General features: G+C 38.4%; 13 protein-coding genes. 1 reads left to right on the forward strand and 12 read right to left on the reverse strand.

The genetic code is table 11. The features are described from left to right. Window positions 1–35 precede the first annotated feature (35 nt). The 11 genes from JQ843_RS05605 to JQ843_RS05655 all read right to left on the reverse strand — a co-directional run bounded on the left by JQ843_RS05605 (window position 36) and on the right by JQ843_RS05655 (window position 20,194). The gene (locus JQ843_RS05605) at window positions 36–398 is read right to left on the reverse strand and encodes a S1 RNA-binding domain-containing protein (protein ID WP_000689605.1); all 363 of its coding nucleotides are present in this window, start codon (window positions 396–398) and stop codon (window positions 36–38) included. A 1-nt stretch (window position 399) separates the two neighbouring features. Continuing rightward, window positions 400–1,800, reverse strand: coding sequence for a bifunctional Cof-type HAD-IIB family hydrolase/peptidylprolyl isomerase (locus JQ843_RS05610; RefSeq protein WP_203213113.1), 1,401 nt, complete (start codon window positions 1,798–1,800; stop codon window positions 400–402). 79 nt (window positions 1,801–1,879) lie between these two features. Then, the gene (locus JQ843_RS05615; protein ID WP_049501044.1) at window positions 1,880–2,383 is read right to left on the reverse strand and encodes a GNAT family N-acetyltransferase; all 504 of its coding nucleotides are present in this window, start codon (window positions 2,381–2,383) and stop codon (window positions 1,880–1,882) included. A gap of 225 nt (window positions 2,384–2,608) precedes the next feature. Next, window positions 2,609–2,848: a 30S ribosomal protein S18 gene (gene rpsR / locus JQ843_RS05620; protein ID WP_000068664.1), complete on the reverse strand. Its 240-nt coding sequence runs from the start codon at window positions 2,846–2,848 to the stop codon at window positions 2,609–2,611. Between the two features lie 31 nt (window positions 2,849–2,879). After that, entirely contained in the window at window positions 2,880–3,350 is a 471-nt protein-coding gene (gene ssbA / locus JQ843_RS05625) for a single-stranded DNA-binding protein SsbA (RefSeq protein WP_000609606.1), read from the reverse strand. Window positions 3,351–3,361: 11 nt separating this feature from the next. Further along, window positions 3,362–3,652 carry a 30S ribosomal protein S6 gene (gene rpsF / locus JQ843_RS05630; RefSeq protein ID WP_001151778.1) on the reverse strand — a complete coding sequence of 97 codons (291 nt, stop codon included), beginning with the start codon at window positions 3,650–3,652 and terminating at the stop codon, window positions 3,362–3,364. Between the two features lie 163 nt (window positions 3,653–3,815). Then, window positions 3,816–10,100, reverse strand: a complete 6,285-nt coding sequence (locus tag JQ843_RS05635; RefSeq protein WP_203213114.1) for a mucin-binding protein — start codon at window positions 10,098–10,100, stop codon at window positions 3,816–3,818. A 336-nt stretch (window positions 10,101–10,436) separates the two neighbouring features. After that, window positions 10,437–16,892, reverse strand: a complete 6,456-nt coding sequence (locus tag JQ843_RS05640) for a YSIRK-type signal peptide-containing protein (protein WP_238393754.1) — start codon at window positions 16,890–16,892, stop codon at window positions 10,437–10,439. A 272-nt stretch (window positions 16,893–17,164) separates the two neighbouring features. Further along, window positions 17,165–18,508 carry an asparagine--tRNA ligase gene (gene asnS / locus JQ843_RS05645; protein WP_419991899.1) on the reverse strand — a complete coding sequence of 448 codons (1,344 nt, stop codon included), beginning with the start codon at window positions 18,506–18,508 and terminating at the stop codon, window positions 17,165–17,167. Window positions 18,509–18,530: 22 nt separating this feature from the next. Beyond that, a complete protein-coding gene (locus tag JQ843_RS05650; protein ID WP_203213115.1) occupies window positions 18,531–19,709 on the reverse strand; it encodes a pyridoxal phosphate-dependent aminotransferase in 1,179 nt (392 codons plus the stop codon). Further along, complete coding sequence (locus tag JQ843_RS05655; protein ID WP_033686560.1) at window positions 19,706–20,194, reverse strand: cell wall elongation regulator TseB-like domain-containing protein; 489 nt, start codon at window positions 20,192–20,194, stop codon at window positions 19,706–19,708. The genes JQ843_RS05650 and JQ843_RS05655 overlap by 4 nt, the downstream gene beginning before the upstream one ends. Window positions 20,195–20,553: 359 nt before the next feature. Between JQ843_RS05655 and JQ843_RS05660 the strand changes: the two genes are divergently transcribed. Then, window positions 20,554–21,099 (forward strand): NADPH-dependent FMN reductase, encoded by a 546-nt coding sequence (locus JQ843_RS05660; protein ID WP_203213116.1) that lies wholly within the window; start codon window positions 20,554–20,556, stop codon window positions 21,097–21,099. 302 nt (window positions 21,100–21,401) lie between these two features. Here the strand turns inward: JQ843_RS05660 and JQ843_RS05665 are convergent. Beyond that, a partial coding sequence (locus JQ843_RS05665; protein WP_238393755.1) for an SIALI-17 repeat-containing surface protein occupies window positions 21,402–22,600 on the reverse strand: 1,199 nt, incomplete at its 5' end.

Here is a 22,600-nt window from a genome sequence, read left to right on the forward strand (position 1 = left end):
TTTATATTAACATTACAAAAGATAGAAATTTCTAACTAGTGCTTCTGATTCTTCAAATGTTGAAGGGCTTCCTTGGTCCAAATTGGCATCATTCGTTTAAGAGGCGCAAAGCCGTAGTTAAAACGGTCGCTTGAAAAGCGTCGCCGTCTCGGAAACTGGTGCTTTTCTTCCTCCAAAGTGCGGATAGAAAGACTAGCTTTCCCTGTAAATTCATCTAAATCCACTACTTGAACTTGAACCTCTTCATCGACTTTCAAGGCTTCTTGGATATTTTCAATAAAGCCTGTCCGAATCTCTGAAATGTGAATCAGCCCCGTATCACCCGTCTCTAGCTCAACAAAGGCTCCGTAGGGCTGAATCCCTGTAATACGGCCCTTTAGCTTATCACCGATTTTCATCTTAGTCCTCGATTTCAATTGTTTCAATCACGACATCTTCAACTGGCTTGTCCATAGCTCCTGTCTCAACAGCAGCAATGGCATCCAAGACAGCGTAAGAAGCTTCATCAGCTAGCTGACCAAAAACAGTGTGACGGCGGTCTAGGTGAGGAGTTCCTCCTTGGTTGGCATAGATTTCCGCAATCGGTTCTGGCCAACCACCACGAGCAATTTCTTTTTTAGAATATGGCAGGTGTTGATTTTGGACGATAAAGAACTGGCTGCCGTTGGTATTTGGACCAGCATTGGCCATAGAAAGGGCACCACGGATATTGTAAAGTTCTTCTGAGAATTCATCTTCAAAAGATTCGCCGTAGATTGACTCGCCACCCATACCAGTTCCAGTTGGATCTCCACCTTGAATCATAAAGTCCTTGATAATACGGTGGAAAATGACACCATCATAGTAGCCATCTTTTGAAAGAGCTACAAAGTTAGCCACTGTTTTAGGAGCATGTTCAGGGAAGAGCTTGATACGCAAGTCTCCGTGATTAGTCTTAATAGTCGCGATAGGACCTTCTACTGTTTCAATGTCTACTTGTGGGAAATGCAATTCTTTTTCTACCATACCAAATCCTTCTAAGGCATCAAAAATGCCATCTTCTTCTAATGTTTTTGTAATAAAATCTGCTTTTTCTTTAATTTTATCATGAGAAATTCCCATGGCAACGCTGATTCCAGCATAATCAAAGAGTTCCAAGTCATTCAGCCCATCTCCAAAAACCATGACGTTCTCTGGTTTCAAGCCAAGGTGTTCCACAACCTTTTCCACCCCCGTCGCTTTGGAGCCTGAAATCGGAACAATATCAGACGAATGTTGATGCCAACGAACCATGCGAAGTTTGTCTGAGAGACTATCAGGCAAGTGCAAGTCATCTCCTTTATCTTCAAAAGTCCACATTTGATAGATATCTTCTTTTTCATGAAAATCAGGATCTACATCTAAATCGGGGTAAATTGGATTGATAGCTTCACTAATCATATCGGTGCGAGTCGACAACTTGGCATCATGACTCCCAACCAAACCATACTCAATTCCCTCTTGCTTGGCCCAAGAGATATACTCCTCAACATCTAACTTCTCAATCTGATGTTGATAAATAACCTGACCTTTTTTATCTTCGATATAGGCCCCATTTAAGGTCACAAAAAAGTCAGGCTTGAGCTCACGAATCTCTGGCACAACACCAAAAATCCCTCGTCCAGAAGCAATACCTGTCAAAATTCCTTTCTCACGTAATTGCTTAAAAACAGTTGGGATTGAAGCTGGAATAAAACCCGTCTTGGAATTTCTCAATGTATCATCAATATCAAAAAAGACAATCTTGATTTTCTTTGCCTTGTATCTTAATTTGGCATCCATCTCACTACCTCTTTCAATCTAACTCTTTCCATTATACCATAAAGTAGCTAAATCCCCTATTTTCAAAAAGTTTCCCGTTTTATTGTAAGTCCTTGGATAAGTATAAAACTAAATCATCATCGTTTTGACAACTTGCACCCATTTCTAGCGGTTTATTTCTATACCAGACACCTGTACCATCTGGAATGTAGCTCCGTCTGATATACAATCTCTGGGCAGGGCCATAGCCTAAGTGCAAACCTACACCAAGAGTGACCTTACTCGAAACAAACTTGACTCGTTTTTCTGCTTCTTCTAGCAGTTGATTCCCAATCCCTTGATTTCGAAAATGCTCAAACACATTAAAATCTGATAATTCTGGATAGACTTCTGCAAAAGGACCATGTTTAGCAGAGGGCAAAATGGTAATGTAGCCCGCTACAGCACCATCAATCTCTGCAACTAAAACTTCTCTCTCCCCACTTTCCTGTTCCAGAAAATATCTAGCCAAAATTTCTTCTCTAGCAGGCCAACCTTGATTCATAAATCCATGAGATAAGGATTCAATATCAGACTTAATCATATTTCTAATCGTACAATTCATCTTTGACTTACCCACCTTTACTCTTTCTATTACCATTATAGCACGCCAAGGTCAGAAAAAAACTATCTCGTGAAAAAAGACCCAACCAGGTCTTAATTCGCTTTCTTGTTTTCTAGCTCATGAAAAAAAAAAGACCCAACCGGGTCTGAAAAAGAGGTCCACCCGGACCCAACTCGCTCTCTCATTTCAATGCTCGTGAAAAAAAGACCCTTCAGGGTCTTTTCTTTAATCTTCGTTTACGAAAGGCATCAAAGCCATTACGCGAGCGCGTTTGATAGCTGTTGTTACTTTACGTTGGTTTTTAGCTGAAGTTCCTGTTACACGACGAGGAAGGATTTTCCCACGTTCTGAAACGAAACGGCTAAGAAGCTCAGTATCTTTGTAATCAACATATTCAATTTTGTTTGCTGCGATGTAATCAACTTTTTTACGGCGTTTGAATCCGCCACGACGTTGTTGAGCCATGTTTTTTCTCCTTTATAATTTTAGTTGTCCATTAGAATGGTAAATCATCATCTGAAATATCCAATGGATTTGTTGCTCCAAATGGATTTTCATCACGTGAAAAGTCTGGTACTGAATTTGTAGGCGCTGAATAGTTTGCAGTTGGTGCAGAGTAAGCTCCACCTGTATGACCCTCACGCACACTACGGCTTTCCAACATTTGGAAATTTTCAGCCACGACCTCTGTCACGTAGACACGTTGTCCTTGCTGGTTATCGTAACTACGAGTCTGGATACGACCTGTCACCCCGATAAGTGAGCCTTTTTTAGCCCAGTTAGCAAGGTTTTCAGCCTGTTGGCGCCACATAACGACATTGATAAAATCAGCCTCACGTTCGCCATTTTGACTCTTAAATGTACGGTTTACTGCAAGAGTAAAAGTCGCAACTGCTACATTTGATGGGGTATAACGCAACTCAGCGTCACGTGTCATACGCCCTACAAGTACAACATTGTTAATCATAGTTTACCTTCTTACGCGTCAGTTTTGACGATCATGTGACGAAGAATGTCAGCGTTGATTTTTGAAAGACGGTCAAACTCTTTAAGAGCTGCATCGTCGTTTGCTTCAACGTTAACGATGTGGTAAAGTCCTTCACGGAAATCTTTGATTTCGTATGCAAGACGACGTTTTTCCCAAGATTTTGATTCAACAACAGTTGCACCGTTGTCAGTCAAAATAGAGTCAAAACGTGCTACCAAAGCGTTTTTAGCTTCTTCTTCAATGTTTGGACGAATAATATAAAGAATTTCGTATTTAGCCATTGATATGTTCCTCCTTTTGGTCTAATGACCCCAAGACTTTGCAAGGGGTAAGTGAGGTTCGCTCACAATAAACTATTATACTAGAAAAAATTTTTTTACGCAAGTAAAAACACCAAAATAAAAAAAGAAGATGACGAATCATCTTCTCAAAAACTATGAGTTTTTAGTCTTCTTTTTTCTTGCGAGCAAGCAGTCCAAATCCACCTAGGGCTCCAAGAAGTCCAAGCGCTGCAAGACTAGCGTTAGCTTCTGTACCTGTGTTAGGTAATTCTTTTTGACCATCAACATATTTAGGTGTTGCTGGTTGAATAGCTGAATCAGTTGCTACTGATGTTTCAGCTGGTGCTGGAACTGCAGGTTGGTTTGGATTTGTTGGTTGTTCCGGTTGCACTGGAGCTACTGGTTGTTCAGGAGTCTCTGGTGTTGATGGAACAGGTTGTGGTGTTGCCACTTTCTTGTAATGATGTACAAGATTTCCATTAGGGTCTTTCGTAGTTGTTACGTATTCGTAACCTGAAATTCCTTTTGGAGCTTGTGCTCCTTTTTCACTTGGTGCGATATCTTTACCATTTTCGTCTACATAGTAAGTCACAACTTGTTCAGGTTGCGGTTTTGGTTGTGGAGTATAACCGTTCTGATCCCCATTTGGAGTTACATTTGGAATGTAATTAATTGGTGTATCCTCACCTGGATTTGTTGGGACATCTGGAGTGATGTATCCTTTTGTTGGATCGTTTGGATCTACTGGTTTAAGTGGTTGACCATTTCCATCTACAGGTGTATGACCTGGTACGTATGGAAGAACTGGTTTATCACTTCCTGGTTTTGTTGGATCTTGTGGATCATTTGGATACTTGATTGGGTTTGTTGGTTGACCTGGGATGTTTGGAATCCATGATCCGATTGGTTTGTACACGTATGTTACTGTCGAACCTTCTGTTCCAATCTTACCTTTAGCATCTCCATCTACACGAACAAGTAGGTGTCCTGGAATCACTTTTCCACTTGTTGTGTACTCATCTCCCACTTTTCCTTCTGTTGTTTCTGAAGGGATTAAGTCTTTTCCATTTTCATCTACGTATTTAACTACTAATTTTGCTTTGTTGGCTACGTAGTTAATTACTGTATCTTGACTTGGATCTGTTGGGATGTTTGGTACTACATATCCTTTTGATGGATCTGTTGGATCTACTGGTTTAAGTGGATTGCCATCTTTATCTTCTGGAGTGAATCCTGGAACGTATGGTAACACTTCTGTTGGTTGTCCTGGTTTTGTTGGATCTTGTGGATCATTTGGATACTTGATTGGGTTTGTTGGTTGACCTGGGATGTTTGGAATCCATGATCCGATTGGTTTGTACACGTATGTTACTGTCGAACCTTCTGTTCCAATCTTACCTTTAGCATCTCCATCTACACGAACAAGTAGGTGTCCTGGAATCACTTTTCCACTTGTTGTGTACTCATCTCCCACTTTTCCTTCTGTTGTTTCTGAAGGGATTAGGTCTTTGCCATTTTCATCTACATACTTCACTACTAGTTTAGCTTTGTTAGCTTCATAGTTAATTACTGTATCTTGACTTGGATCTGTTGGGATGTTTGGTACTACATATCCTTTAGTTGGATCTTGTGGATCTACTGGTTTAAGTGGTTGTCCATTTCCATCTTTTGGAGTATATCCTGGTACGTATGGTAATGTTTCTGTTGGTTGTCCTGGTTTTGTTGGATCTGTTGGATCATTTGGATACTTGATTGGGTTTGTTGGTTGACCTGGAATGTTTGGAATCCATGAACCAAGTGATTTGTAAACATATGTTACTGTTGTTCCATCTGTTCCAATCTTACCTTTAGCTTCACCTTCTACACGGTCCAATACATAGCCAGTAATAACTTTTCCACTTGTAGAGTAGTCATCACCAACTTTACCTTCTTTAGTTTCTGTTGGTAGAAGTTCTTTCCCATTTTCATCTACATATTTAACTACCAAGTTAGCTTTGTTAGCTACATAGTTAATTGGTGTATCCTCACCTGGATTTGTTGGGATACTTGGAACTTCATATCCTTTAGTTGGATCGTTTGGATCTACTGGTTTCAACGGATTACCATCTTTATCTTCTGGTGTGAATCCTGGTACGTATGGTAATGTTTCTGTTGGTTGACCCGGTTTTGTTGGATCTGTTGGATCATTTGGATACTTGATTGGGTTTGTTGGTTGACCTGGGATGTTTGGAATCCATGATCCGATTGGTTTGTAGGTTACTACTTCTTTAGTATTTTCTGAATCTGCAGTTACTTTTGTAGCTGGTACTGTTGCTTTATCAGCTAAGTATCCTTTAACTACTGGTGATTTCACTTCAGGTAAGTCTTTAGCTTCTGACCAGTCTCCGTATGTAACCTCACCTGTAACCAAGTTGACTTTAGCTTCACGTGTGAATTTAGCTTCTTGTGTTACTGTTTTTGGTGTTCCGTCTTCATTTAATACTGGAGTTCCATCTTCGTATACGTATGTGATTGTACGTGTTACTGTTTTGTTTAGATCTTTTTCTTCTAATCCAGCTGGGTATTTAGGACCGTCTGGGTTATTTGGATCTACTGGAGTTCCTGGTGTTTTTGGTTGATCTGGTGTTACTGTAACTTCTTTAGCTTTAAGTGTTACTTTAAACTCTTGATCAGTGTCTTTATCTTTATCGAACTTACCACCTTCTGGGTATGTATTAGATACTAATTCATATCCTTTGTTTTCAAGTTCTTTGATCTTAGCTTTTACTTCAGCTTCTTTTGTTAATGGTGTATCTGAATCACCTTGTTCAGTAATAGCGTCAACACCTGGAATTGGATTTCCTTTTTCATCTACGAATGTTGTTTGCGCTTTTTGCGTATCTTTTACGTAGTTGATTGGTGTGTCTTGACTTGGATCTGTTGGAAGATCTGGTACGATATATCCTTTTGTTGGATCTGCTGGATCTACTGGTTTTAGTGGTTGATCATTTCCATCTTTTGGAGTCATACCTGGTTCGTATGGAAGAATTGGTTTATCTCCTGGTTTTGTTGGATCATTTGGATTATTTGGATATTTGATTGGTGTCGGTGTTTTACCTGGAATATTTGGAATCCATGATCCTAGTGGTTTGTATGTTACTACTTCCGTAATATCTTTTGAATCTCCAGTTACATTTACTACTGGAACACTTGCTTTATCAGCTAAGAAACCTGTTACTACTGGTGATTTAACTTCAGCTAAATCTTTAGCTTCTGACCAATCTCCGTATGTAACTTCTCCTGTAACCAAGTTTACTTTTGCTTCACGTGTGAATTTAGCTTCTTGTGTTACTGTTTTTGGTGTTCCGTCTTCATTTAATACTGGAGTTCCATCTTCGTATACGTATGTGATTGTACGTGTTACTGTTTTGTTTAGATCTTTTTCTTCTAATCCAGCTGGGTATTTAGGTCCTTCTGGGTTATTTGGATCTACTGGTGTTCCTGGTGTTTTCGGTTGATCTGGTGTTACTGTAACTTCTTTTTGTTTTAATGTTACTTTGAACTCTTGATCTGTATCTTTATCCGTATCGAACTTACCACCTTCTGGATATGTATTAGATACTAATTCATATCCTTTGTTTTCAAGTTCTTTGATCTTAGCTTTTACTTCATCTTCTTTTGTTAATGGAGTTTCTGATCCACCTTGTTCAGTAATTTCAGCTACCCCTGGAATTGCATTTCCTTTTTCATCTACAAATGTTGTTTTCGCTTTTTGGATAGCTGTGTATTTAACAACATATTCGTAATCTTCATCTGTAGCTGTTGTTGCTTGTACTGGAACTTTTTCTACACTTGCGATGTAACCTTCTTTTTGAGGTACTGCAAGTTCTGGAAGATCAGTGCTTTGTCCATCAGTTCCTTTCCAGTTAATATAAACTGGTCTGTCATTAGAGTTAATTACCGCTTTACCTTCTGCAGTTAACTTGATTGAACCTGTGTAGCTTACAGTTTGTTTTTCTGATGGGAATACTTCTGTACCTGCAAGGTCTTTAACATCATCCGCATACACAAATTTAATTGTACGGTTTACTTCTTCTACTTTTGTTTTCTTAACATAATCATATTCTGCTGGGGTAACAAATGCAGATCCATTTATACCTTTAGCTTTTAATTCTTCTTCAGAATATAAATCTCTTGCTCTTGTCTTCGTAACACTTAGTGTTCCTTTTGCGTTTTCAGGAGGAAGGTCTGCAAGAATGTATTCTTCTCCATTAACTTCTTTAACTAAGTCTACGGGATCATTACTTACATCATATTTGTTTCCAAGTACATTAGTATAATCTTTTGAACCATCTTCACTTAAAGGAATATTCCCCGTATATCTTGTTGGTTCGAAACCTATAACTTCACCTGTCACTAAATCTTTGAATGTTCTAACAACAGCTCCTGTTGGCGGCTCACCTTGAACTTTACCATCACCTACAACACTCCAACCGTTTGGCACTGTAGTTGTAACATCTTCTTTTTCACCGTTAACAGATTCTCCACCTGATACAGTAAGAGTTGCTGCAGTTTTATCGTTTCCTACATAACCTTGTTTAATTAATCCATTTTCATAAGTAATATTAGAATATTCACTTGTTAAAGTTTTGTCTTTTATTACTTTTTCAATACCTAAAGATTGTAAAGGCATAGATACTGTAGAACCTTCTTGAATAGTTCCTTCTGTAACCGTAAGTTCTAGTTCTGTTGGTGAAATTAACTTAGGTGTTAATGTGAATCCAGTGTCACGACCATCATTCAGAATCCAAACGTTGTTTTCGTTAGCTTTAACATTAGCCCAACGACTGGCAGGACGATATGTAATACTATCTCCTTTATTAGGGTTAATAGTAGAAGCTGTATTTAATCCATTTACAAAGTTAGAACTTCCTTCAAGTTCTTTAAATTCAGTAAAATCTGCATTTGGAAGTTTAATAGTGAATTTAGATCCTACTCCATAACGAACATCTGAATCAGTTTTTAATACGATTGAATCACTTCTACCTATTTGCTCATTGTTAAGGTATGTCAATCCATTGTTTTCACTTAGTGATACACTAGTACCTTGTTTTTGATAGTTAGCCTGTTGACCTTTTCTTGTATAAGTATGTTCAAGAACTGTACGTCCATCTATCTTAATAGTAGCTGTATAAGGAGTATCTTTAGAAATCTCTGGTGCTAAATATCCATTACCCGATAAATTACTCGCTCCAAACGACACATTCGGATAGTCTTTTACTTTATCGTTCCACTCGATGTTGTAAGTATATGTACCAGTTTCGTTAGCTACCGCTGGTTGCTCAGCAACACGCTGATCATAAGTCATACCACGTTGTGTACGTTGCGCCCAATATGGTACAGATTTGTTATTGTTGTTTCCTGTAGTTGTTTTAAAGTCGATAGATTTAACTTTACCAACTACTGTTCCATCTGTCGCTCTGATTTCCGTATTTACTGCCAAACCAGCACCTAGCTCAGCTAAGTTAGTAAGTTCAATTTTTGTAATAGAACCCGCTTTAAGTGTAGATGTACTAATAGTAGTATCAATCCCCCATCCTGTAGGTCTAGTGTTATCAGCATTCATCTCAACATAAGCGTTTGTTACAGCATTAACTGTTTCTCCGTCTTTAAGAACATCTTTACCTGTAATTTTTGACGCAGTATCAGCCAATACTGCTTCTACTTTACCTGCATGGCCTGCACGTTTCATTTCAGCATAGACTGCTTCGATGGCAGCTGAAAGACGATTTACTTGGGCTACCATCTGGTCTTTAGAAGCATCAGATGAAAGTAAACCTTTAGATGCTACTGCTTCAAGCTTGACTGCAGCAACTGCAGCTGACAATTTTTGTTTAGCTTCAACATCCTTCACTTCTTTATCTGAGAAGTTTGAGGCTACTGTTGCCATAACCTCAGCTTCTGAAGTCAATTGAGTCAGAACTGTCTTAACATCATCTTGTGCTTTTTCTGTTTCAACTTTCTCAGATGCTTCTTTGTCAGTTTTTTCTTTAGTTGCTTCTTTTTTATCAGCTTGCTCTTTGTCAGATTTTTCTTTTACATCTGTTTCTAATTTTTTACCAGTTTTTTCTGCAGTCTCTTCAGTAACTTCTTTTTCTGCTACAGGTGTTGCTGCAGTTTTAGCATCTTCCTTAGCTTCAGGTTTTTCTTCTGCTTTTACATCATCAATCTTTAATTCTGGAAGTTCTTCAACAACAGGTGTTGTTAAAGCAGAGTCTGCATCCTTCTTATTTGTAGCTGCAATATCAGAAGTAGCCGGATTTACTGGTAGAGTCTCATCAGCTTGCACTCCATTAGCACCTAAAACAAGTGCCGTTCCCAAAAGGACACTAGCAGCGCCAAAGCTATACTTACGAATAGAAAAGCGCTGGGCTCTTCTACCATGGTATTTTTCCATTCTTGAATACATGTTTTCTCCTGTTTATCTCAATCTAAAAGTTTTATGATTACATATAAATATATATGTTGGTTTTTATAAAAACAACTCTTTTATTTTATCATAAATAAAATTAACTTGTCCATAAATATGTCTCGTTTATACTCGATTCATTTATATTATTTTTGTGTCCTAGGTACAAAAAAATAATATCATCAAACTCTTCCCAAAGATACTTGAATATATATATATATATATATTGCATAAAAATACAAATAATGCACTTATACTAAAATAAATATATAATATTTTCAATCTTGACATAAAAAAAAGAAGATGACGAATCATCTTCTCAAAAACTATAAGTTTTTAGTCTTCTTTTTTCTTGCGAGAAAGAAGTCCAAATCCACTAAGAGCTCCAAGAAGTCCAAGTGCTGCTAGGCCTGCATGGGCTTCTGTACCTGTGTTAGGCAATTCTTTTTGACCTTCAACATATTTAGGTGTTGCTGGTTTAGCAGTTGTATCAGTTGCTACTGTTACATCTGCTTGAGCTGGTGCCGCTGGTTGAGTTTGATTTGGTGTTGCTGGTTGTCCTGGTTCTGCTGGAGCTGTTGGAGCTGCAGGTTGTTCAGGAGCAGTTGGTCCAGCAGGTTGTGGCGTTGCCACTTTCTTGTAGTGGTGTACAAGATTTCCATTTGGATCTTTTGTAGTTGTTTGGTATTCATATCCAGAAACAGCCTTAGGAGATTGTGCGCCGTTTTCGCTTGGAGAGATAGCTTTACCATTTTCATCTACATAGTAAGTCACAACTTGATCAGGCTGAACTGGTGCCGGAATAAGATCTGTAGACTCTTTAGGTGTTACTTTTACTGGTACTTCTAATTCAATAACTTCTCCAGTTGGTAATTTCACCTTCACTTTAACCGCTGTTTTATCTCCAGGTGTTTCTGTTGTTGGGATTTCTCCAACTTCAATAATTTCCCATCCAGACTCTTTAGGAATATCAACGTGTTTCTTCACATCATCTGGTGTAATTGTTGTTCCTTGAGGTACAACGATTGGTGTTACAGTTGGTGTAGCAATTACTGGTACTTGTACTTTCATTGTTTTACCGTTTGGTAATTTAACTGTAACTGTTGCTGATGGTCTTACACCAGCTGGGAATGTTTCAGGAAACTCAGGTTCCCCTACGATTTCCCATCCAGTTACTCCTGGAATTTCGATGTGTTTTTCTACATCTTCTTTAGTTAATTTAGTTCTTTCTGGAACAATGATTGGAGTAACTTTTGGTTCTACCACATTCACTACTACAGGAACTCGTACAATTTCTTTACCATCTTTATCCTTAACAATAACAACAGCTTCTTTTTTACCTGGTTTAGAAGTATCTACTGGTGTATCGTATTCGAATGTAGCTCCTTCTGGGTAATTTCCTGGTGTAATGTTATCTTTTGGATCTGGAGTATCACCTTTGGGTACAAGTTGTTCTTTACCTTCAACCACTGTTACTGGTACTTTAACTGTTGTTTTGTACTCTTTACCATTGACAGTGTAAATCACTGGTACTTCTACTTCTCCAGCTTTTCCTGGCTCTGAAGTTTTTGGTACTGTAACATTTGTTAAATCAACTTTAACAGTTGCTCCTTCAGGAAGTTTTTTCTTGAATTCTTCGTTGTTGATTGCATTTTCTGCATCTTTACCAACTTTATCTTTTAATTCTTTCTCTGAAAGATCTTTTGGTACAACAACTTCTCCAGCTTTTGGTTTTGGTAGTACTGTTACTGGAACTTTAACGTTTTCTTTGAATTTACCATTTCCGTATGTTACTGGTACTTCTACTTCAACGTCTTTATCCCCTGCTTTTCCTACTGTAGATGGAACTTTTGTAGGGTCTCCTACTGTTCCACCTTCACCTGGTGTAATACCTTTCTTAATTTCTTCAGAATTTGGTGTGTCACCTTCAAATACTACTACTGATGGTGGTGTTGAAGACACAACGTTTACTGGTACTTCAATCACTTTAGTGATTTTGTTTCCATCTTTATCTTTGTATTCAACTGTTACAGTTGCTGGAGTTTGTTTACCTACAGTATCTGTTCCAGGAGTTGTATTAACATCTGTTACTGTAACTGTTACACCGTCTGGAAGACCTTCAAGTTTTTTAGCTGCTTCTTCTGCTTTTTCTTTAACAACTTTTGCTAATTCAGTCTTATCAGCATCTTTTGGTACTGTTACACCTTCTGGTTTAACTTTTGGTAATACTGTAACAGGTACTGTTACTTCTTCGTCTCCACCATCTTTATAAGTTACTTTAGTAGTAACTTTAACATCTGGAGAACCTACTTTACCTTCTGTTGTAGGGATAGCTTTGTTGATTTCTTCATCAGTTACAGGTGTTTTAGTTCCATCTGTATCAGGAGTGATTGCTTTGTTTACATCTTCAGCTTTTGGTTTATCACCTTCTACAACGTATACAGGTTTTACATCTGAACCTTTAACATTTACTGTTACTGGGATTGTAGTTGTGTAATCTTTTCCATCAACTGTGTAGGTTACTGGCACATTAACAGTTCCTGTGTTTGTACCTTTTTCAGCTGTTATTTTAGCTAATACATCTTCAGTCACATCGCCAACAGTTACTGTTGCACCTTTTGGTAATTTAGATGTGAAGTCTGTTGCTTCAACAGCTTCTTTAGCTTTATCTTTTGCTAATTCTTTCAGTTTATCTGGAGTTGTATTCTTAGCTACTGTTACTTCACTTTCAGCTTTTGGTAATACTGTTACTGGAACTTTAACTGTTTCAGTTACTTTGCCATCATCGTAAGTTACTGGTACATCTACTGATACATCTGTAGCTCCAGCTTTATCTTTTGTAGATGGAACTGATGTTGGTTCTCCGACTTTTCCACCTTCACCTGGTGTAACTGAATCTTTGTCTAATTTTGGTGTGTCACCTTCAAATACGACTACTGGTTTTGGTGTTGAGCTTACTACTTTAACTGGTACGTTAATTGTGTCTTCACCAACAACATTACCTTTATCATCTTTATATAATACTTTTACAGGAACTGTATCTTTGTCCCCATTTGAATCTGTTTTTGGTAATGTGTAAGAAGTTTCTCTTTCATCTAGTGATGCCGTAATTCCAGCTGGTAAGTTTGTTAATTTACTTACTGCTTCATTCGCTTTTTCTTTTACAGCATTTGTTAGAGCTGTGTCATCAGTATCTTTCAATACTGTTACACCTGTTGGTGTTGCTTTTGGTAATACTTTAACTGGAACGTCTACAGTTTCATCACCAGTTGGGTATTTAACAGTTGCTTTAACTGACAAATCAGTTGCTCCTACTTTAACTTTATCCGTAGGAACGTCTTTATTGATGTCAGCTTCAGTTACAGGAGTTAAATCTCCACCTTTATCAGGTGTAACTGCTTCATTAACATCAGCTGGTTTTGGTTGATTTCCTTCTACAACATATACAGGTTTCACTTCTGAACCTTTAACATTTACTGTTACTGGAATTTCTGAAGTATACGTTGTTCCGTCTGGTGATGTAAATGTTACTGGAACTTTTACAACTACTGGTTCACCTTTTTTATTAGCAATATCAGCAGGAATTTCAGGAACTTCTCCTACAGTAACTGTATATCCTTCTGGCACTTTTTCAGGGAAGTCAGGAGTTTTAATTAACTCTTCTGCTTTAGCTTTTAAAGTATCCTTAACTTTATCTGGAGTAGCTCCTTTAGGTACGTCAACTGCACCTTCTGTTCTAGGAAGAACAGTAACTGGTACTGTTACATTTTCTGTAACTTCAGTTCCATCTACATTGTGAGTAACTGTTGTTGGAATTTTTAATCCTGACTCTCCAGCTTTTCCATCCGTTTTAAAGATATCAGTTGCTTTTGGTTCATTAGCTGTACCTTTTTTACCATCAATTTCACTTGGCTCAACTTTTTCTTTAACGCTAGCAGGTGTAATTTTATCACCTTCAAATACTACAATAGGTTTTGTCTTAGATTCTACAACGTTTACTTCGATATCAACTGTTGTTTCATAAGTTTTACCATCTACTGTATAAGTTACAGGTACTTTAACAACACCACGTCCATCTTCAGCAACTTTCGTAATTGCGATATCATCTTTATTAACAAAAGTTGAACCATTAGAATCACCTAATGCAGCTGTACCAGTAACGTCTGTTAATAATTTTGTGAACTCTGGAGATTTAATCGCTTCTTGAGCTTTCGCATAAGCAATTGCTTTTAATTGATCATCGTTCGTGTTAATTGGTACAGTAATTACTGAATTAGTTTGTAAACTATTGATAAAGATTACTTTACCATATTTGTGATCAGGATTATCTGAATCTGCTAAACCATTACGGTTAAATTCATTTTCATAAGGTGGTTTTAATCCATTTGCAGTATAAGAGTAAAGTCTGTTACCTTCAGCATCTGTGTCTCCGAAACCACTCTTAACTGTAACTTTAAAGTCAGCTGGTCCTACGAAGTTATCTGCAGCTGTAAATGGAATGCTTGTTGTACGTGAGTTTGTCTCTGCAGCAGCCATACGGTTTCCTGCTGGTACGTTATAAGTTAATTTTCCACCTTTTGAGTTATCACTTGGATCATTTGGAACCCATTTGATAGTATTTGCCCAAACATTTCCTAACCAGTTTGATCCACCATTGGCATTGTAGATTTTATCTTCTAATACTACACCTTTAGGAACTTCTACTGTTACTTCAACATTTGATGCAGCATAGTAGTCAATATTCATTCCACCAGTGTTTTTAATTGTAATGTCAAAGTTACCTTTTTGGCCTTTATCATAGATTGTATCTTTTGTATATCCGTATTCACCTGTTTTACCATCTGAACGAACGTTTGTTACTACTTCAGCAGCTGGTGCAGTTGCGATACCAATACCACCGATTAAGTAACCATCTTTAATATTGATGTTGTTATCATTAATTAAACTATTTGTTCCTTGACTTCCTGCTTCAATTAACACTTTAATTTTAGTTGTTTCAGCTGGAATATCATAAATACGGTCTAGGTGGTTCCATCCGTTAGCAGCAAGAGCAGCTTGTTCAGTTGATAAAGGACCATTTTTACCTTCAACTGGTTTGATTTCTTTACCAGTGAATGCATCTACGATTGTTAATTTAACTCTTTCACCTGATGATGTTGATGTTGAACCACCATATGCAGCACTATGAATTAAGTTAACATTTAGACGAGAATTTCCATTTACATCGAATTCTTTCGAAAGTGTTGTACCTTTACTTCCTAATTCAAGATAGTAATCACGGTCCTTCACTTCACCAAAGGCATTCGTTCTCATTACATCAATAGTAGGTGTTACTGAAGGAACAGCACCACTACCATTTACATAACTCTTTTCACCTGATGTTTGATATTTTTTCAATTCTCCATCATTTGAATAGATTTTTGATTTAGGTACATTACGTGTACTTGGTTGTCCATCTTTATCTGTAACTTTTGTTACATCAAGTGGTTTAACCGCATTAACTTTGTCCCCTTTTTCAATTTTCCAACCATTTAACATACCAGCTTCTGCGTCAGCCTTTGTAATAGCTTTTTCTTGCCAGTTATAGGTTGCACTACCGATTGGATCTTTTGCGTTTGGAGCATTGTTTACTTTATTAGTAATATCACGTCCACTTTCATATTGAGTAGCAATTGTTTCTGATTTTTTATCAGCATCAGTGAATGTTACTTTGTCTCCGAAACCTTTTCTTAAGCTTTCAAAGACACCGTTTTTAGGGTTGTTACCATAAGCAGCGTGGTTTTCACTTACTGGAGCACCTAATTCAGCTTTTCCGTTTAAGTATAGCGCTAATAAGTCACGTTCAGATTTAACTGCTTCTGCTTGTTGGCTCATTTTTTGAGCTGATGTTGCATCCGCTGCATTTGCATCTGCTAATACTTTTTTAGCTTTTTCGATGATTTTAGTATAAGTATCAATTATTGCTTGATCTTTTTTATTTGCATCTTTTGCTTTTTCTGCATCAAGTTTTGCTTGTACTTTATCAATATTTGCTTGTAATTCAGGTAAAGCTTTATCTCTTTCACCTTTATATTTAGTTGCTTCTTCTGCTGAGTTAGCTGCAGTTGTATCTACTGCTCTAAATCCACTTTCACCTTGTCCAGGAATGGCTTGTCCATTACGTGGATCTTGGTTTTTATTTTCTTTTTCTTCTTTCTTGTCTGCAGTTGCTTTTGGCATACTTTCAATAACGAAAGCTTTACCGTTTACTGCTGATGTAGCTTTTGCTACTTCTTCTTTTGTTGCAGCTTCATTTGCAACTACAGCTTTTGCACTTGCTAATTCTGCTTTTGCAGACTCAATTGCTGAAGCTGTTTTTTCAGTTGATGCTGCTTTTTCTAAAGCTGCTTCTAAACGAGCAATAGCTGCTTCCAACTTGCTTGTGTCAGCTTTTGGTGTTTCAGTTGGTGCTTCTGCAGCTTTTGGTGTTTCTGCTGGTGATGCCTCAGGAGCTGGTGTTGCTGGAGCTGGAGCTGGGGCTACTGGTTGCTCAGCTGTTTGTGCTTCCACAGTTGGCGTAGCAGTGTATGTTGAAGCTTGAGGCTTGCTTGAATCTGCTTGATTTCCAGCATCAGGATTTACTTGTTCGCTAGTCACTGTAGCTGTTGGATCTTGCTCGTGAGCCTGAACAGTTGCTGCTCCACCAAACATCATATAGGCTGCTACAGCTACTGATGCTGCACCAAAACTATACTTACGGATTGAAAAGCGTTGGACCTTTTGTCCGTGGTATTTGTCCATTCTTGAATACATATTATCTCCTTTTTAAATAAATTTTAATTGCGGAATTACACCCAAGTATTTAAACAACGCCTCCATTTCCAGCTTAATTTATACATTAAAGCAGCTACACTTAGGTACTTAATCCCTAATTTACATTATAACATTATTTCAACTAAACTGTCTACGTTTATGTACAAAATATGAGGATTTTTCTATATATATATATATATCAATCGATGTTTTATGTAATTTCATCATAAAAAATAAAAGGCCAATTTGACCTTTTACTTTTATATATTTATTTACGGTTTGATACGGTGCAACATACGTGGGAATGGGATAGCTTCACGGATGTGTTTTGTTCCTGCTGCAAAGGTTACCATACGTTCGATACCGATACCAAATCCTCCGTGAGGAACTGTACCGTATTTACGAAGGTCAAGGTAGAATTCATATTCTGTACGATCCATGCCAAGTTCATCCATCTTAGTCACAAGGGCATCGTAGTCTTCCTCACGCATAGAACCACCGATGATTTCTCCATAGCCTTCTGGAGCGAGCAAGTCTGCACAAAGCACACGTTCTGGATTTCCAGGAACTGGTTTCATGTAAAATGCCTTGATGGCTGCTGGGTAGTTCATGACAAATGTTGGCACACCAAAGTGGTTTGAAATCCAAGTTTCGTGTGGTGAACCAAAGTCATCACCATGCTCAAGATGTTCGTAGTCAGCATCTTCATCATTCTCATGCTCTTGCAAGAGGTCAATGGCTTGATCATAAGTGATACGTTTGAATGGCTCTGCAATGTATCGTTTCAAGAGTTCTGTATCACGTTCCAAGGTTTCCAAGGCTTGAGGCGCACGGTCAAGAACACCTTGAAGAAGAGCTTTCACATAAGCTTCTTGCAAGTCAAGTGATTCATCGTGTGTCAAGTATGAGTACTCTGCGTCCATCATCCAGAACTCAGTCAAGTGACGGCGTGTTTTTGATTTTTCAGCACGGAATACTGGACCGAAGTCAAAGACACGACCAAGAGCCATCGCACCTGCTTCTAGGTAAAGCTGACCTGATTGGCTCAAGTAGGCTGGCGTTCCGAAGTAGTCAGTTTCAAAGAGTTCAGTTGAATCTTCTGCCGCGTTTCCTGAAAGGATTGGGCTATCAAATTTCATGAAGCCGTTCTTGTCGAAGAACTCATAAGTTGCGTAGATGATAGCGTTACGGATTTGCATCACCGCTACTTGCTTACGAGAGCGTAGCCACAAGTGACGGTTGTCCATCAAGAAGTCTGTTCCGTGTTCTTTTGGTGTGATTGGGTAGTCTTGAGATTCACCGATTACTTCGATGTCTGTAATGTCCAATTCATAGCCAAACTTAGAACGTTCGTCTTCTTTGACAATACCTGTCACATAAACAGAAGTTTCTTGGCTCAAGCGTTTGATAACATCAAACTTCTCAAGTCCTACCTCTTCACCAAATTTTTCTACAAAGTTTGGTTTAAAGGCTACACCTTGGAAGAAGGCTGTTCCATCGCGCAATTGCAAGAAGGCGATTTTCCCTTTTCCTGATTTGTTAGCAACCCAAGCTCCAATCGTCACTTCTTGACCAACATGGTCTTTTACATCAATAATCGTTACACGTTTTGTCATTATTTTTCCTTTTCTTTTTCTTTTATTTTTCCATAAATGCTTTCAAGCGTTTAACTGCTTCTTTAAGCGTGTCTAAGTCTGTCGCATAGCTGAGGCGGACATTTTCTGGCGCTCCAAAGCCTGCTCCTGTTATGAGTGCCAAACCAACTTCCTCAAGAATAGCTGTTGTAAAGTCAGTCACATCCGTATAACCTTTCATCTCCATGGCTTTTTTAACATTTGGAAAGAGGTAGAAGGCTCCTTGTGGCTTAACGACTTCAAAACCAGGGACCTCACATAATAGCGGATAAATGGTATTGAGACGCTCCTCAAAAGCTTTACGCATGGTATCAACAGAATCCTGTGGTCCTGTTAAGGCTTCGATAGCCGCATATTGAGAAACAGATGTCAAATTTGAAGTTGTTTGTCCCGTCAATTTACTCATAGCTGCAATGATTTCAGGATCACCTACCGCATAACCTACCCGCCAACCCGTCATGGCATAAGCTTTTGATACACCGTTAATGACAATGGTTTGTTTGCGAATGGCTTCTGATAGACTTGAGATTGGAACAAATTCATTTCCATTATAAACAAGGCGACCGTATATATCATCAGCTAAAATCAGAATGTCATGCTCAACTGCCCAATTTCCGATAGCTAGTAATTCTTCACGAGTATAGATCATACCAGTCGGATTAGATGGTGAATTGAGAACCAAAACCTTTGTTTTATCTGTCCTAACTAGTTCTAGTTGATCCACTGTGACTTTAAAATCATTGTCTTCTTTAGCTTGAACAAAGACTGGAATCCCTTCTGCCATCTTGACCTGATCTCCATAACTAACCCAGTATGGAGTTGGAATAATAACCTCATCTAAAGGATTGATTACAGCCATAAAGAAAGTATAGAGGGAGAACTTGGCACCTGTAGCAAAGGTAACCTCGTTACTTGCGACAGAATAGCCATAGTAGCGCTCGAAGTAGGTATTCACCGCAGCTTTTAATTCTGGTAGGCCTGAAGCTACTGTATAGAAGGAAGCCTGTCCTTCTCTAATAGCTTTAACTGCTGCATCCTGAATATTTTCAGGAGTGTGAAAATCTGGTTGTCCCAAGGTCAAGAAAAGGACATCCTTACCTTGAGCTTTTAATTTTTTTGCTCTCGCATCACTAGCTAAAGTGACACTTTCTTCCATTTCTAAAACACGCTTGGATAGTTTCATAGGCCCTCCTTATTGACCAATGCTCCTGTTTCAAAATCTACTAGATAAAAATTAGAGCCTGACTTGACTTCCCAGATTGGCTTGTCTTGATAACGGCCAAAGGTAATCTTGTCAATCTCGCCTGCTCCTTTTTCCTTAGAAACCGCTTCTGCTTTTTCTTGTGAAACACCTTGATTTAGCTGATAAACGTAAATCTTATGGTCATCTTTACCAATCAGGACAGCAAGTGATTCTTGCTGTTTATTATGACCAAGAACACTGTAGTAAGATTCCAAGCCATTGTATAAATCAACCTGATCAGCCTGCTCTAATCCTGCATACTGCTGAGCTAATTTTTCTCCTTCACTTTTAGCTGCTTGATAGGGTTTCATGCCGAGAGAAACCAGATACAGAAAGGAAGCACTGATAACCACAAACAAAATCGTCATCCCTAGACCATACTGCCACAGTAGATTATTTTTTGCTTTTTTTTGTCTTTTTTTCACTCGTCTATTTTACCATCTATTGGGCTTTATTACAAGTGAATATAAGAATACTCTTCGAAAATCAAATTCAAACCACGTCAGCTTCGCCTTACCGTACTCCAGTACAACCTGCGGCTAGCTTCCTAGTTTGCTCTTTGATTTTCATTGAGTATAAGAAACCAATTCTATTTCTTCCTTCAAAGCAAACCAGAATCCAAAAAACAGTTCTTACTTTTCCAGTAGCAAGTGACTAAGTTTCAGCAATTTTATAATTTTCAAATAAACTCTGAGCAAATTTCTTGCAAGTCCTTTTGTTTTGTTGTAATATATTCCGTAACAACGAGAGACTTCTCGGAAATTTAAGAAAAAGGAGACACATCATGTCTAAAAAAGTATTATTTATCGTCGGATCACTACGTCAAGGTTCTTTCAACCACCAAATGGCTCTCGAAGCTGAGAAAGCACTTGCTGGTAAAGCGGAAGTTAGCTACCTCGATTATTCAGCCCTTCCTCTCTTTAGCCAAGATTTGGAAGTTCCAACACATCCAGCTGTAGCTGCTGCTCGTGAAGCGGTTCTCGCTGCGGATGCTATCTGGATCTTCTCTCCAGTCTACAACTTCTCTATCCCTGGTACAGTGAAAAACTTGCTTGACTGGCTATCTCGTGCCCTTGACTTATCTGATACACGTGGTGCTTCTGCCCTTCAAGACAAGTTTGTCACAGTATCATCTGTAGCTAATGCCGGTCACGATCAACTTTTCGCTATTTACAAGGACCTCTTGCCATTTATCCGTACGCAAATCGTTGGTGATTTCACTGCTGCACGTGTTAATGACTCTGCTTGGGCAGACGGAAAATTGGTTCTTGAAGAAACAGTCCTAAACTCACTTGAAAAACAAGCGGAAGACTTGGTCAATGCGATCTAGTCATCACTAATTAATACTCTTCGAAAATCTCTTCAAACCACGTCAGCTTTGCCTTGCCGTAGATATATGGTTACTGACTTCGTCAGTCTTATCTACAACCTCAAAGCAGTGCTTTGAGCAACCTGCTGCTAGCTTCCTAGATTGCTCTTTGATTTTCATTGAATATAAAACAGACAATCGAACAGACTTTTAGCCATAAAAAAGAACTAGAATTCTCACAAATGAGTGATTTTTCTAGTTCTTTTTGATTTACAAAGACTTTATGTAGGGAAAACTACTAATGATCAGATGAGATCATCTATTTAAGCTTCCTCTTCATCGTCTTTTTTCTTTTTAGCAAATAGCAAACCAAATGCGCCAAGAAGGGAGAGAGCTCCTAATGCACCTGTAGCAGGATCTTCTTTTGTACCAGTATTTGGCAATACTGCTTGCAGTTGAGAATCTGATGGATTAGTTTCTGACACTTCATTCTGCAATTGAGCAGGCACTGCAGCTGTTTGACTTGGTTGTCCAGTCGGTTGAGTAGCTGGCACCTCAGCAGGGGTAGCAATATCCGGTCTAGGATTTGTATCATCAGATGGTGTAACTGGTCTTTGTTGACCGTCACCTGTTGGTCTAACTGGACTCACTTTCCTGAAGATGTGAGTTACAACATCACCTTTAGTTTCTGTTCTTACAAATACATACCCTTCAATTTCACCATGTTCAAATGCTTCATTGGCTTCACCTAATACCTTTGGTGCTTTGGCATCCGCTGGTTTCAATTCTTTACCATTTTCATCAATCCATCTTGTCATAATTAGTTTGACTTTTGGACTTTCAATCGGATCTGGTAATTCACCATTTACTCCGCCATTGAACTCTGGTGCTTCATTCACTGGGGAATCTGGTGTGCTTACTCCTCCACTAAATTCTGGTACTTCTGGTTGTGTTTCTGGCTCTCCATTCACTCCACTGTTAAATTCTGGCACTTCATTCACTGGAGAATCTGGTGTGCTTACTCCTCCACTGAATTCTGGTGCTTCTTCTCGTGTTTCTGGTACACCTTTTGAATATGCAAATAACAATTCATCACGAGGTATGTTATGACTAACTTTTGTTTCTGGATCCGTGATTATTACATTACCTTTTGAATCAACAGTTACGTCTTTTCCAGGATTTGCTTTTTTCACGTTTTCCTTCACTTTATCTTGTTCTTCTTGCGTTAGATTCTCAGGATCTTTCACAGGTACTTTTTCTTTTGGAACTACTGGAGTAAAATCTTCTGGATTTACAGTAATTGTAACTTCAATATCTTCTGTACTCTTATCTGGATATGTTACCGTTACTACTCCTAGTTTATTTCCATGTTTAGAAGTATCTGGAATACGTCCATCTTTCCATTCAAATGTTGTACCTTCTGGTAAATCTTTAACATTATTCACGCTATCTTTTGCCAATGGTACTTGGTCATGTTCCACTGTTTGCGCTATTGCGGTTGGATTGTATTCATCATTTTGTG

The organism is Streptococcus mitis (genome assembly GCF_905187495.1).
In the GTDB taxonomy this organism is placed as follows: Bacteria; Bacillota; Bacilli; order Lactobacillales; family Streptococcaceae; genus Streptococcus; species Streptococcus mitis_CU.